General features: G+C 64.1%; 12 protein-coding genes. 5 read left to right on the top strand and 7 right to left on the bottom strand.

What is annotated here, in order from left to right:
* The first annotated feature begins 16 nt into the window (after window positions 1-16).
* On the top strand, window positions 17-715 hold the full coding sequence (locus ABE528_RS03490) for a pirin family protein (protein ID WP_152956623.1): 699 nt from the start codon (window positions 17-19) through the stop codon (window positions 713-715).
* Window positions 716-751: 36 nt separating this feature from the next.
* On the opposite strand, the gene pgm is transcribed toward ABE528_RS03490, so the two are convergent.
* The 6 genes from pgm to ABE528_RS03460 all read right to left on the bottom strand — a co-directional run bounded on the left by pgm (window position 752) and on the right by ABE528_RS03460 (window position 10,637).
* Window positions 752-2,389: a phosphoglucomutase (alpha-D-glucose-1,6-bisphosphate-dependent) gene (gene pgm, locus ABE528_RS03485; protein WP_152956622.1), complete on the bottom strand. Its 1,638-nt coding sequence runs from the start codon at window positions 2,387-2,389 to the stop codon at window positions 752-754.
* Between the two features lie 86 nt (window positions 2,390-2,475).
* Window positions 2,476-4,737 (bottom strand): ATP-dependent DNA helicase, encoded by a 2,262-nt coding sequence (locus tag ABE528_RS03480; RefSeq protein ID WP_346652206.1) that lies wholly within the window; start codon window positions 4,735-4,737, stop codon window positions 2,476-2,478.
* A complete protein-coding gene (locus tag ABE528_RS03475) occupies window positions 4,734-6,383 on the bottom strand; it encodes a VRR-NUC domain-containing protein (RefSeq protein WP_346652205.1) in 1,650 nt (549 codons plus the stop codon). Before ABE528_RS03475 ends, ABE528_RS03480 begins: the two co-directional genes overlap by 4 nt.
* Before the next feature lie 84 nt (window positions 6,384-6,467).
* Complete coding sequence (locus ABE528_RS03470; protein WP_346652275.1) at window positions 6,468-7,781, bottom strand: aminotransferase class I/II-fold pyridoxal phosphate-dependent enzyme; 1,314 nt, start codon at window positions 7,779-7,781, stop codon at window positions 6,468-6,470.
* Complete coding sequence (locus tag ABE528_RS03465) at window positions 7,781-9,154, bottom strand: hypothetical protein (RefSeq protein WP_346652204.1); 1,374 nt, start codon at window positions 9,152-9,154, stop codon at window positions 7,781-7,783. The genes ABE528_RS03470 and ABE528_RS03465 overlap by 1 nt, the downstream gene beginning before the upstream one ends.
* 460 nt (window positions 9,155-9,614) lie before the next feature.
* On the bottom strand, window positions 9,615-10,637 hold the full coding sequence (locus ABE528_RS03460) for a zinc-dependent alcohol dehydrogenase family protein (protein ID WP_152956620.1): 1,023 nt from the start codon (window positions 10,635-10,637) through the stop codon (window positions 9,615-9,617).
* Window positions 10,638-10,843: 206 nt separating this feature from the next.
* Between ABE528_RS03460 and ABE528_RS03455 the strand changes: the two genes are divergently transcribed.
* The 4 genes from ABE528_RS03455 to ABE528_RS03440 all read left to right on the top strand — a co-directional run bounded on the left by ABE528_RS03455 (window position 10,844) and on the right by ABE528_RS03440 (window position 13,013).
* A complete protein-coding gene (locus ABE528_RS03455; protein WP_346652203.1) occupies window positions 10,844-11,758 on the top strand; it encodes a LysR family transcriptional regulator in 915 nt (304 codons plus the stop codon).
* A 71-nt stretch (window positions 11,759-11,829) separates the two neighbouring features.
* Window positions 11,830-12,069, top strand: a complete 240-nt coding sequence (locus ABE528_RS03450; RefSeq protein WP_346652202.1) for a hypothetical protein — start codon at window positions 11,830-11,832, stop codon at window positions 12,067-12,069.
* A 215-nt stretch (window positions 12,070-12,284) separates the two neighbouring features.
* Window positions 12,285-12,530: a hypothetical protein gene (locus ABE528_RS03445; protein ID WP_152958282.1), complete on the top strand. Its 246-nt coding sequence runs from the start codon at window positions 12,285-12,287 to the stop codon at window positions 12,528-12,530.
* Window positions 12,531-12,656: 126 nt separating this feature from the next.
* The gene (locus ABE528_RS03440) at window positions 12,657-13,013 is read left to right on the top strand and encodes a hypothetical protein (protein ID WP_346652201.1); all 357 of its coding nucleotides are present in this window, start codon (window positions 12,657-12,659) and stop codon (window positions 13,011-13,013) included.
* A 58-nt stretch (window positions 13,014-13,071) separates the two neighbouring features.
* Here the strand turns inward: ABE528_RS03440 and ABE528_RS03435 are convergent, their stop codons facing one another.
* Entirely contained in the window at window positions 13,072-13,959 is an 888-nt protein-coding gene (locus ABE528_RS03435; protein ID WP_346652200.1) for a MerR family transcriptional regulator, read from the bottom strand.
* Window positions 13,960-14,110: the final 151 nt, after the last annotated feature.

Genomic DNA, 14,110 nt, shown 5'->3' with positions numbered 1-14,110 from the left:
TTCAAGGAGCACGACCATGCTGCAACTGCGACCCTTCGAAGGCCTCGGCCACGCCAACCACGGCTGGCTTGACGCTCACCACCACTTCTCGTTTGCCGAGTACTACGACCCGGCGCGCATGCACTGGGGCAACCTGCGGGTCTGGAACGACGACCTGATCGCCGCCGGCAGCGGTTTCCCGCCGCACCCGCACCGCGACATGGAAATCATCACCTATGTGCGTGAAGGCGCCATTACCCACCAGGACAGCCTGGGCAACAAAGGCCGTACCGAAGCGGGCGACGTGCAGGTGATGAGTGCCGGTAGCGGCATCGTGCACAGCGAGTACAACCTGGAAGAGGTCGATACCCGCATTTTCCAGATCTGGATCGTGCCGGAGAAAGTTGGCGATGCGCCGTCGTGGGGTGTGCGCCCATTCCCCAAAGGTGAACGTGGCGAAGGCTTCGTGACCCTGGCCAGCGGCCGTGCGGGGGATGAGGACAGCCTGCAGATCCGCGCCGATGCGCGCTTGCTGGCAGCCACCTTGCGTGCCGGTGAAACCGCCGAGTACCGCTTCGAAGCCGGGCGCCGGGGTTACCTGGTGCCGGCCAAGGGGCTGGTGGAAGTCAATGGCCTGCGAGCCAAGGGCCGGGATGGCGTGGCGATCGAGCAGGAAGCAGTGCTGCGAGTGACCGCGATCGAGGACAGCGAGATCGTCCTGGTCGATGTTGCATAAGTGAAAGGGGCCGCACTGCGGCCCCCCTCATGTCAATCAGGCAATTGCCGCATCCACCAGCACCTGCGCCTCTTCCACCAGGCGCTTGAGGTGCGCCTCGTCGACAAAGCTCTCGGCGTAAATCTTGTAGATGTCTTCAGTGCCCGAAGGCCGCGCGGCAAACCAGCCATTGGCTGTCATCACCTTCAAGCCACCAATCGCCTGGCCATTACCCGGCGCCTGGCTGAGGATCTGCACGATCGGCTCACCCGCCAGTTCGGTCGACTTCACCTGCTCCGGTGCCAGCTTGCTCAGGGCCGCCTTCTGCCGGGCATCGGCCTTGGCCTCGACGCGGGTGGCGTATGGCTTGCCCAGCGCGGCAGTCAGGTCGTTGTAAGCCTGGCTCGGGTTACGACCGGTGCGGGCAGTCATCTCGGCCGCCAGCAGCGCCGGAATCAGCCCGTCCTTGTCGGTGGCCCAGACCGTGCCGTCCTTGCGCAGGAACGAGGCACCGGCACTCTCCTCACCACCGAAGCCGAGCGAGCCGTCGAACAGCCCCTGGGCGAAGAACTTGAAGCCCACCGGCACTTCGTACAACTCACGGCCCAGGCGCTCGGTAACACGGTCGATCAGGCCGCTGGACACCACGGTCTTGCCCACGGCGGCGTCGCTGCGCCATTGCGGACGGTTGCGGTACAGGTAGTCGATGGCCACGGCCAGGTAGTTGTTCGGCTGCAGCAGGCCATCGGCGGTGACGATGCCGTGGCGGTCATGGTCCGGGTCACAGGCGAAGGCCACGTCGAAGCGATCGCGCAGGCCGATCAGGCCTTGCATGGCGTAAGGCGAGGATGGGTCCATGCGGATCTGCCCGTCCCAGTCCACGCACATGAAGCGGAAGGTCGGGTCGACCTCGCTGTTCACCACCTCCAGGTTCAACTGATAGTGCTCGGCGATCGCCGACCAGTAGCGCACCCCTGCCCCGCCCAGCGGATCGACGCCCAGGCGCAGGTTGGCGCCACGAATGACGTCGAAGTCGATGACGTTTTCCAGGTCGGCCACGTAGTTGGCCACGTAGTCATGGCGCTGGGTGGTGGCCGCCTGCAGCGCCTGGGCATGCTCCATGCGCTTGACCCCGGCAAGGCCTGCGGCCAGCAGTTCGTTGGCCTTGGCCTCGATCCACTTGGTCACATCGCTGTCGGCCGGGCCGCCGTTGGGCGGGTTGTACTTGAAGCCACCGCTCTGTGGCGGGTTGTGCGACGGGGTAATGACGATGCCATCGGCCAGGCCCTGGCTGCGGCCACGGTTGTAGCAGAGGATGGCATGGGACACCGCTGGCGTCGGGGTGTATTCGTCGTCCTTGGACAGCATCACCTGCACGCCATTGGCAGCCAGCACTTCCAGCGCACTGGCCGCGGCCGGCGCGGACAGCGCGTGGGTGTCGGCGCCGATGAACAGCGGGCCGTCGATGCCTTTTTCCTGGCGGTACAGGCAAATGGCCTGGGTGATCGCCAGCACATGGTGCTCGTTGAAGCTCAGGTCGAACGAGCTGCCCCGGTGCCCCGAGGTGCCGAAGGCCACGCGCTGGGCCGCCACGGCGGCGTCGGGGCGGCCGGTGTAGTAGGCGGTGAGCAGGCGGGGAATATCGACCAGCACGCTGGCCGGAGCCGGCTTGCCTGCCAAAGGACTGAGCGTCATGCAAAAACCTCGAGTTCAACAGATGTTGGTGTTGGAACACGCAGTGTACTGGGAGTTGCAATGCCGTGCGATGGGGCCACCGAGGATTATTTAACGGCCACCTGCCACCATGCGGGAAACATCTGCTGCACCCGTGGTTCGGCAAAACGTTCGTCGATCAGCACCAGCACGCCGCGGTCCTGGTCGCCACGAATGACCCGCCCGGCGGCCTGGATGACCTTGCGCACACCGGGGTACAGGTAGGCGTAGTCGAAACCGGCGCCAAACTGCCGGCCCAGGCTCTGCTTGAACTGTTCGTTGACCGGGTTGACCTGGGGCAGGCCGAGGGTGGCGACGAAAGCCCCGATCAGGCGCGTGCCAGGCAAGTCGACGCCCTCACCGAACGCCCCGCCAAGCACGGCAAAGCCCACCCCCTGCCCGTCCGCCACGAAACGATCAAGAAAGGCCTGGCGTGCACCTTCGTCCATGCCCGGGGCCTGGGCCCAGAGCGGGATGCCCGGATAGCGTTCGGCGACCAGGCTTGCCACCTGCTGCAGGTATTCGAAACTGCTGAAGAACGCCAGGTAGTTGCCTGGCTGGCGCTGATACTGGTCGGCAATCAGTTCGCTGATCGGCGCCAGTGAAGCCTGGCGTTCGCGGTAGCGGGTCGAGACCTGGCTGGCGATGCGCACCTCGAGTTGCTCGGCGCGGAACGGCGCCGCCACTTCCAGCCAGGCGGTATCGGCCGGCATGCCAAGCAGGTCGGTGTAAAAAGGCCGCGGGCTCAAGGTCGCGGAAAACAGCGTCACACTGCGCGCGGCCTGCATGCGCGGGGCAAGCAGCCGGGCCGGGGTGACATTGCGCAGGCACAGGCTGGCTAGGCGCCGCTTGCGCGGGCCCTCGCGCAGGCTGATGTCGAACAGGAAATGCTCGTCGAACAGTTCCGCCACCCGGCTGAACTGTAGCGCCTGGTAGAAGAACTGCAGCACCTGGGCATCGACCTCGGCAGGCTTCTCATTCATGCGTTCCTGGATCAACCCGATGCATTGCTGCAGGGCACGCAGGAAGGCCTCCGGCAACTGGTCGCTGGCCTGGTACGGCGCGTGCTGCGCCTTGTACAGCGCATTCCACTGCCGATTCAGCCGGTCCAGGGCACTGCCGAGCCCGTGCGGCTTGCTCTGACGCAAGGCGAGCAACTGGCCCTGGTCGAGGCTGGCGCTGTACATGCCACGGCCACGCTCGACCAGGTTGTGCGCCTCGTCCACCAGCACCGCGACCCGCCACTGGTTGAGCTGGGTCAGGCTGAACAGCATGGCGTGGGCGTCGAAATAGTAGTTGTAGTCGGCCACCAGCACGTCCACCCAGCGGGCCATTTCCTGGCCGAGGTAGTACGGGCACACCTGATGCGCCAAGGCCACCTCGCGCAAGCCGGCGCGGTCGAGCATGGGCCGCAAGGCCGCTGCCTCGCGAGCGGCTGGCAGGCGGTCGTAGAACCCCTGGGCCAACGGGCAGGACTCGCCATGGCAGGCTTTGTCCGGGTATTCGCAGGCCTTGTCCCGGGCAATCAGCTCGAGGGTGCGCAAGGCCGGCTGCGGCGTACCTGCGCTGATCTGGCCCAGCGCGTCCAGCGCCAGCGCCCGGCCGGGGGTCTTGGCCGTGAGGAAGAACACCTTGTCCAGTTGCTGCGGGACCATGGCCTTGAGCAACGGGAACAACGTGCCGAGGGTCTTGCCGATGCCGGTACTGGCCTGGGCCATCAGGCAGCGGCCGGTACTGACAGCCTTGTACAAGGTTTCGGCCAGTTGCCGCTGGCCCTGGCGAAACTGCGGGTAAGGAAAGCCCAAGGCCTGCAAGCCCAGGTCGCGCTCGGCAAGGCGCTGTTGCTGGGCCTGGGCCCAGGCGAGAAACCGCTGGCACTGGGTTTCGAAAAAGCCCTGCAGTGCTTCGGCGCAACAGTGCTCGCTGATCAGCGTCTGGCTGTCGTTGTCGACATCCAGGTAAACCAGCGCCACCTCGATGGCCGGCAACTGCCGCGCCTGGCACAGCAGCCAGGCATAGACCTTGGCCTGGGCCCAGTGCAGCTGGCGGTGATTGGCCGGCTGGCGTGCCAGGTCGCCGCGATAGGTCTTGATCTCTTCCAGGCGATTGGCGGCCGGGTCATAGCCATCGGCACGCCCGCGCACCTGCAGGCCCTGATACTCGCCCTCAAGGGCAATTTCCGCCTCGTAGCCTGCTGCGCGCCGGGCAACCACCCGGCGATGCCCTTCGATACCTTCCTGGGCCGTGGGGGATGGGGTAAAGCGCAGGTCCAGGTCGCCGACCTTGGCGCTGAATTCGCACAAGGCCCGCACCGCCACGCGATAGCTCACGGTGAGTCGCTCCAGCGCACATGGCAGACCGCCACCGGCAAGCCATGCTCGGCGCAGAATTCCAGCCAGCGCAGCTGGTTGTCCTGCAAGCGATCACCCGGGCCCTTGACCTCGACCATTCGATAGCGCTGCTGCTCCGGCCAGAACTGGATCAGGTCGGGCATGCCGGCGCGGTTGTTGCGGATATCCTGCAGCAGGCGCAGGAAGCACTGCTTCAAGTGCGCGGCGGGCAGGCACGCCAGGGCCTGATCGAGCAGCGCTTGGCTGAGCATGGTCCAGAACACGAACGGCGATTGCAGGCCTTGCTTGGCCGCGTAGCAGTCGAGGATGGCCTGGCGGTGGGAACCATCGTCCAGACGGCCCAGGCAGGCCGCGAACTGCGCCGCCCGCCGTTGCTGGAAATCGCAGTCGTGCAAGTCCTGGGGCGCCGCCTGGAACGGGTTGAAAAAGGCCCCCGGAACCGGGGCGAAGATTGCCTCCCAGCACAGCAGACCAAACAGGCTGTTGAGCAGCGTGTTTTCCACGTAATGCGCCTGCCCTCCCGCTTGCGCCAAGTGTTGGCGCACGGCCTCTTCGACACCCAGCGCTGCCTGCTCGCGCGGCAGCTCCAGTTCGATCAGCTCCAGGGGGGCTGCGCGCCGTCGGCGCTGTGCGGGCCCGCCGAGCTTGCGGGCCAACCGCGGCAACATGCGCTCCAGGGCCTGCACCTCCAGGGCGTTGGCCGGTGCGCTCGCCAGCTCCCGGGCAAATGCGTGGGCCTGCTCCCAACGCGCGCTGCGCTCGAACACGCGAACCTGGCGGATACGCGCTTGCGCATGGCTGCTGCGGGCATACACCGCCAGGGCCTGGTCCCAGTCGCCCAGGCGCTCGCACTGCTGGCCGACGGCGAACAGCAGCCGCCCATGGCGCCGCGCCAGCCATGGGTTGTCGATACTCAAGCCGGCCAGTGTCGCCAGGATCGATGCGGGATCCTCACCCAATTCCAGACGCTCGGCACACTGGTGCAGCGCCATGGCCTGGTTGACCTCACCGCGCTGCTGCAGGGCACGTGAGTCGGGGCTGAACGCTACCTGCTCGAAACGCAGCAGGCCCAAGTCGGCCAGCACGAAGTCCGACCAGTCCTGGTACAGGTTGCCGAAAAACAACAGGCGCATGCGATCGCACAGCGGTTGCAGGCACCATTGCACGATCCCCACCGGGGCCTGGGCAAACCACTCGCGCAAAGGCCTGGGGCCCAGCGATAGAGGCCGCAGTTGTTCGTACAGGTCGCCCTTGGCCGCCCGCGGGCGGCTCAACTGCCCAGCGAAACCCACCGCGAGTTCATCTTTGCGCAACAGCGCGAACAGTTGCTCAAGGCTCAGGGCCTCGGGCTCGCGCACCCAACCCAATGCCATCAGCGGTTGCAGGGCAGCCAGGCTGTCACCGATTTCGGCATAGTCCAGGCGGTCACAGCGAAACAGCTCGCCCTTGCGCATCACCATGCGCACCATCAGCGCCTGGGACGGCTGCGCCAGTTCGGCAAAGGCATGAAGAAAGGCCAGCTCCTGCTCGTCGAGCAGGTCGGCATAACGTGACTCGACCCACAGCAGCACCTGGCGGAAGTTGTGCAGGTAATACAGCGGGTCATCGACAGAGTGGGCGATCACAAGAGGGGTCGGGCAGCAAGAGTGAGCACTGTTTATACATACAGACCGCACACTCAGGCAAGTACCCTGGGCCATTGCGCCGGGCTACCGACGAATGGCATCAAACGCCAAGGCCCGCGCCAGGCTTTTCAGCGCCTCGATCAGCGCTCCGGGCTGGTCACCCAACCAGGTCAGCGCCAGACATTGCCGATAACGCCCGTGTACGCTGAATTGCTCACCCGCCAGCACCTGCAATGCCGAGCCCGCTGTCGCCACCACGGCTTGAGCACCCAGCATTTCCGGTGACAGGCGCACCCACAAGGCGCACCCGCCCTCAGGCATGTCGAAGTCCACCTGCCCACCCAACACCGCGTCCAGATGCTGGCAAAGTTGCACCATCCGCCCACGCAGTGCCGCCCGCATGTGCCCCAGGTGCTCGTCGATTTCGCCTGAAGTGATCATCTGTGCCAACGCCTGCTGACGCATCGGGGCAAGCTGGAAGGCACGCAGGGCGAACGCATCTGTTAACGCCGGATGGCCCCCCAGCAGGTAGGCATAAGGTGCCTCGGCCCCGACTGTCGCCTCCAGCGAGCCCAGTACCAGCAGCCAGCGCGGGTCTACCCGGTCGCGTAACCGAGACCCCGCCGGCGTGGAAAAACACAGTTCGCTGTCCAGATCGTTCTCCAACAGCCAGACCGGGTGCAAGGCCAGCAGGTCAGCGATCTGCTGCTGGGCGCGCGCGGGCATCAGGCGCCCCACAGGAAAACCCAGGCAAGAAGGCATGATCATCATGCGCACCGGCTCACAGCCCAACAGCCTGGTCAGGTTGCCGATATCCGGGCTGCCGCCGCTGTCCAGCGGCAACTCGAGGACCCGCATGTCACAACGTTGCAATACCCGCAAGATCCGCCAACAGCACGGTGAAGCGACCAGTACGGTACTGCCACGCAGCGCCAGTGCCAGCAGCAGCGTTTCCAGCAGTGCCTGCACATCCGGGCCCAGGTGCACATCCTCAGGTCGCCAATACTGATGCGAAGAGCGCGTGTAGCGCTCGGCCAGGGCATCCCGCAGGCGCGGCACGCCCAGCCCCCGCGCCAGCTGCATACGCAGCCGGCCCAGGCGCCGCTCATGGGCGAACAGTGCACGCTCCAGCAACGGCTGCGCGGGCAGTGCACGGGCCACATCGGCCCGGCCTGCTTGCAGGCCAACCTGGGCGAAGTAGCCAGACTTTGGCACCGACTGCACTCGCCCTTCATGCTCGAGCAGGCTGTAGGCGGCCTGCACCGTGGCCAACGAAACACGCAGGCGCCTGGACAAGGCCCTCAGCGAAGGCAAACGTGGCTGCCCGCCCCGCTCGGCTTCCTCGATCAAGGCGACCAGGTAGCGGTACACCACCTGATAGGCAAACTCACGCCCCATCAGGATGGGGCCTTGCATGGCGCAGTGCGGCCCAGCAACCGCAACTGCACATCGCGCCGCGCCAGGTTGGCGAGCAAACGCCGTACCCCCGGCGCCAGCCGCCCCTTGTAGACCATGCGTAGCTGTGCCAGCGGCAGGCCGCTGGTGTTGACCATCCAGTCCTTGACTGCGTCCGGGCAGGATTTGCCCTGCAAGGCCCGATGCAGGTATGGCAGCGCAACCAGCATGTCGGCGTGACACGATTGCAGAAACCGCTCCAGCTCCGCGCCCTGGTTGCAAAACGGCCGGTGCAACATGCAGGCAAGCTGGGTCTGCTCAAGCCCGTAGGCCTTGGCGAGGCGCCCCGGCTGCGGCGCCTGCGAGCTGCTGGCTGGACCGTTCTGACTGACCAGGCGCAAGGCATGCGCCGGTGCAGCGGGCGACTCGCTGCGACCCCTTGTTTCATCTAATTGCGCCAGCGCCACAGGGTCGACAAACGCCGTCAACGGCGAGCCTTCTCGCGCCGCCTCGAAGCTCCACCCCATGACCAGGTCCAGATGGCTGTCACTGAGCAACTGGGCCAGCAGATCATCGATCGCGATGACCCGCAGCGGCAATGCCCGTGTGCGGGTGCTATCCGGCGCAGCGACTGCTCCACCCGGTAAATCGGCAACGGCATGCAAATGGCCCAGCCATCTGGCCAGGCTATCGACGCAGTGATGCAGCGAGTCAGGGCTGACGACACCTGCCAGGCGCAGGCTGCGCCGGGCCCAGGCCACAAAGCGCCGGCGCTGGCGCGCGGGCACGGCGGTTACCAACGCATCGGCTCCCGGGTACTCGGCCAGCGCCCGGCGAACGGCATCGGCCAGCGCCAGGTGCGTGCGACTGCCCAGCAGTGCTTGCGGGCGCGCATCGACGAGGTGGCCGAACAGGAGCAAGGCTTCACCACCTGTCAATGGCAACTGCCGCGCGGTGGTATCGGCGCGGCGACAGAAAGGCACCACTTCAGCGCCCTCGACCATCTGCAGCAGCACCCGTGGATCATCATGCATGAACAAGGCGCTGAAGGCGCGCTCATGCTGCTCCAGCAGCGCGCTGCTGGTGATCGGCAAACAGGTCACCAGCACGCGTAACTTGAAGGTCACCGGTGCTCGCAAGGCGATGCTCAACTGAGCGGCCCGCAACATCGCCAATAGCCGGGCGCTACGGCGATCCGCCCCCTGAACCACCAGCAACCTGAAGGTACCGATATATTCCGGCCCACCCGCGGCCACCAGCAAACGCTGTATCAACAACTGCAGGGAAGCGCGTTGCTCCTTGGACATATGACTCAACAGGCGCTCCAGCACCTGTTGATAGATAAAGTGCATAGCCTGGTCGTGAACAATACTCACGGCATCACCTCACAACTTCATTCACTGCAAAAATTCGCCGCACATGAATTAACGCAGCGGATTTAATTTGAAGAAATTTCCTACAACAAACCGGGAAACTTAGAAGTTGCACACCGCTGTCGCCAAACCATCGAAAAATATGAGCCCGCCCATGAACTTACCAACGCCTTCAACCGCGCACTGCTGCGCCTGCTCTTCTCCACCGCACGCTCCTTGCGCCAACTATCAATGCGCCATTATCGAGCGTTGAATAAGGATTAAAAGATACAGATCCTGATGAAAAAACCATTCAGAAATCGGCAAACACACCATCCGCAGAGCAAAAACGTCATTTGAAAATCTTGCAAGGGCTCTCTGGCAACATCAACTTACAAACCTCATAACTCCCGCCCCTTGAATATAGCCAGCCATAATGCAAAAAACCGGGCATCAGCCCGGTTTTTCGTTACTTGACATGCTGTCAGGCCGACGCCATGTCCAGCACCACCCGTCCACCACAGGGGCATTCGTCCATATACCGATGGGCCTCGACCACCTCGGCGAATGGATACACCTTGATGATCTGCGGCGTCAGCAACTGATCGGCGGTGAACTGGTTGATATCGCGCAAGGCCCGTTGCAGTGCTACCTGGTCCTGGCTGATGCCCAGCTCCGGCTTGCCGGTGAAGTTGCCGATACAGTGCACGTAGAACTGGATGTTCTTCTGGAATGCCGCACAGGCCGGGAACGGCGTCTGGTTGCCGCCCTGCAGGCCATACAGCACCAGGCTGCCACGCGGCGCCAGCACATCGCCGAGCAGCGACATCTGCGGCCCGCCCATGCCATCGAGGACCATGTCCACGCCGCGGCCATCGGTGTACTTGCCAACCTGCATGAGCAGGTCCTGCTCTTCGGTGACGATCACCTTGTCAGCCCCCAGGCCCAGCAGGTATTCACGCTGCTCGGGCTCCTTGGTGGCGGCGAACACCTTGAGGCCGAGCGCCTTGCCCAGTTGCACGAAGGCCGGCCCTGCGCAATGGCTGGCATCGGTGACCAGCGCAGTCTGCCCGGCCTTGGCGCGCGCCAGGTCGACGTAGGCGAAATAGGCGATCAGCAGCGGCGTGTAATGCACGCTGGCCTCGATCGGCGTGAGGATGTCGGGGTAGCGGGTAATGGCAATGCGCGGCAGGACGATGACGTCGCCATACACCGGGTGATCGTTGGCGCTGGTGGCCGGGAAGCTGGCAACCCGGTCGCCCACCGCGATGTCATCGACGCCTTCGCCGACTGCCGTCACCACACCGGCCATCTCGTGGCCGATCCCTGCGGGCAGACGGGCCTGAGAGGGCGCCAGGTTCTGCCGCCAGAGCACGTCATACCAGCTCACGCCGATTGCCTCGACGCGGATCTGCACCTCGCCGACGGCAGGTGACGGTTCGGGCTGCTCCTCGCAACGGAGCACATCGGCAGCGCCGAACTTGTGGAAACGGATCATGCGGGACATCGCATACCTCGCCTGTGTGAATCTCGTATTACCACGGACTTTATCCGGGCTTTTGCCGTTAGACCATCAGTGGCTATTAATAGTCGACATGCCTGTCATTGATTGGGCACCTGACTTTCCTGTGCATTGGCCCCCGGAAAACGGTGCAGGGTAACAGCCTTTGGCCTTAAGATTCACCCCTGCCCCACTTTAGGCGAAGCGCACCGATGAATCGAAACGACCTGCGTCGCGTAGACCTCAACCTGCTGATCGTGTTCGAAACCCTCATGCATGAGCGTAGCGTGACCCGTGCTGCCGAGAAGCTGTTCCTCGGCCAGCCGGCGATCAGCGCGGCCCTGTCGCGCCTACGCAACCTGTTCGACGACCCGCTGTTCGTGCGTACCGGCCGCAGCATGGAGCCGTCGGCACGCGCCCATGAAATTTTCGCCCTGCTGTCACCGGCGCTGGATTCGATCTCCACCGCCGTCAGCCGCGCCGCCGAGTTCGACCCGGCCACCAGCAACGCGGTGTTCCGCATCGGCCTCTCGGACGACGCCGAATTCGCCCTGCTGCCACAGTTGCTCAAGCGTATCCGCGCCGAAGCCCCCGGCATCGTCCTGGTGGTGCGCCGGGTCAATTACCTGTTGATGCCGAGCCTGCTGGCCTCGGGCGAGATTTCCGTGGGCGTCAGCTACACCAGCGAACTGCCGGCCAACGCCAAGCGCAAGGTGCTGCGGCGCAGCAAGCCCAAGCTGCTGCGCGCCGACAGCGTGCCGGGCAGCATCACCCTTGACGACTTCTGCGCACGGCCGCATGCGCTGGTGTCGTTTGCCGGGGACCTGTCGGGTTTCATCGACGAGGCGCTGGAGGAGATCGGCCGCAAGCGCCATGTGGTGCTGGCGGTACCGCAGTTCAATGGCCTGGGGAGTTTGCTGGCGGGGACCGATATCGTCGCCACGGTGCCGGACTATACGGCCGATGCCTTGACCTCGGCGGGAGGCTTGCGGGCTGAGGACCTGCCGCTGGAAGTGCGCTCGTTCGAACTGCATATGGCCTGGCGCGGGGCGCAGGACAACGACCCGGCGGAACGCTGGTTGAGGTCGAGGATACAAATGTTCTTTGGCGATCCCGATAGTCTGTGATCATGTTCTATTGAGTACGCGCTGTTTTTTTTGCGCCGCTGAATCCTGAGTTCGGACGAGCCATCCGGACGATGAGCATCGTCCGATTACAGCAACAAAATCGCCTGGCCATGATCAATGCAGGGAACAGGTATCACATCGCGCCGGGACATCAGCCATTGCCGCATCCGCTCGGCATCAAAAATCTGACCCTCTTCCATCATTCGCAGAATGAGGGATTGGGACATCCGGTAACAACCACACTGGGGGCAGCGCCGCTCTTCCCAGCCGCTGCCGCATTCGACGGACTCAGCCTGTCCGGCGCAGATTAAACAACTCATGTAAGCCCCCTTTGTTCTTGTTCAGTTGAGGGTGGGTAGAGGGATCAGGAGGATCCTATAGTTTTCGCGTTACATGAGATTTCCATGCCAATCCGATATTCCTTCTACCATGATTCTGGCCACCGTGACTGTCGGTAAAGCGATGTGAACCTGAGTGTGCGCTCGCCAGTCCCACATCGAAACGCAATCAGTTTGGGTATCGCGTGATGAATGACTGGATCGACTTTCTCGAATGGCCCGCCATGGTCCTTACCGTGCTGGCCGCCTGGTGCATCGGTTCAAGGCGCCCGGACAGACGCAAGCTGGGCTTCTGCTGCTTCATAGGCAGCAACGTGCTGTGGGGGTTGTGGGGATGGCAGGCGCAGGCCTGGGCGCTGATCATTCTGCAGGTCTGCCTGTGCGTCATGAACCTGCGGGGCTGGAAGAAAAACACCGCAATGGAGCCGGGCTAATGGGGCGTGCCTATGTGCGCCGCAAAATGTGGCGCCTAGTCCGTTCGTTCCGCTCGTCAGCGCCATCGCACAGGTCGCCACCCGGGCAGGACAAAGAAATGGTGAACATCCCAACGGAGATACACCATGAAGATCATCAAACCCCACTCGTTGTTGTTGGCACTGTGCCTTGGCGCCAGCGCGCCGCTTGTGCTGGCGGCCACCGACATGAACGACCAACGCGCTCCAGGCACGCAAAAGCAAGACAGCAGCCACATGAATGGCAATGGCGGCGCTACAGGGGCAGGCACGCCTGGGGATGGCATGGGCTCTGGCGATACCGGTAGCAATGGCACCGACAATACCGGCGGTGATGGCACCACCCATGGCTCAGGGACGGATAGCGGAAGCGGCAACGATACAGGGACGAACCCTGGCGGTGGCGCTGGCGGCTCGAGCGGCTCCGGCACGGGCGGCTCAGGTGGTGGTGGTTCCGGTGGTTGAAGGCTGAGTGCCCGCAATGGGTAAGGAGTGAGTGCCATGGGCGCCGCACGGCCATCGATCAAAGGTCGAGAGCACCACGGTGCAAGGCGTTCAGCATGCGCGCGGCGTCAGCGCTAGCCTCGTCCAGCAGAGCTAGCGGGATTTCACTCAAGGCGGGTTGAATATCGGCAAGCCCCTCGCCAACCAAGGCCAGCGGGCATTCGATTTCCATCTGCAACGCGCGCAAGCGCCTGATCAAGGCGGGGCTCAACGGGGCCTGGACTTTTATCACCAGTGCCGCAGGCCGCATCGCCGCACACACGATAGGGAGCTCTTCCAGCGGCTGCCCGCAACCGAGCACTTCGATACGCTGCTGCGCACTGCTCAACAGTAGCCCGGCGCACAACACCTTGAGTTCGGCTTGCCCCTCGGTAGCGGCCAGCAACACGCGCGGCGCATCGGCCTGGTTCATGTGCAGACGCAGCAGCAAGCGTGCGCGCAAGAACGTGTCGAGAAACACCCATTGGCTGCGCTCGCCTGGCGCAGCCCCTGCAGCCAAGTCGTGCCAAACCGGCATCAGCACTTCCCGCAGGACGATGGCCGTGGGGAAAAGTGTGCACAACTGTCCATGGATGCCTTCAAGCGCCGTTGCATCGAAAGCCTTGGCGGCGCGCGCCACGCTGGCGCGCCATTGGTCAAAGGCCGAGAGCTGCTGGGCAGAGACCTCAGGCTGGCCTGCGAGCCTTTCACCGACCTTGCTGATCGGCACGCCGTTGCCAGTCCAACGCAAGATGTCGCGTATGCGCTGGACATCCCGCGCCGTGTACAGGCGATGGCCGCCCTCGGTGCGCTGCGGGCTGATCAAGCCATGGCGCCGCTCCCAGGCACGCAAGGTCACCGGGTTGACGCCGGTCAAGCTGACCACATCGCGCATCGGTAGCAGGTCGGGTGAAATGGCGTCAGTCATAACCAGGGGCATCCAGAGGGTGAAACATTCTAAACCCATATGCGCCTTCTGCTGAGCCGCCTTGGTTCATGATGCAACACACGTCGCCGAAACCTTCTGCATAGAAGCTACGCTGCGCATATCGCATACGAAACGCCTGTAGGTGGGCCCC

Source organism: Pseudomonas sp. TWI628 (assembly GCF_039673865.1).
Lineage (GTDB): Bacteria > Pseudomonadota > Gammaproteobacteria > Pseudomonadales > Pseudomonadaceae > Aquipseudomonas.
Note: the sequence above shows the minus strand (reverse complement) of the source record. Positions and strands in the feature narration are given on the sequence as shown.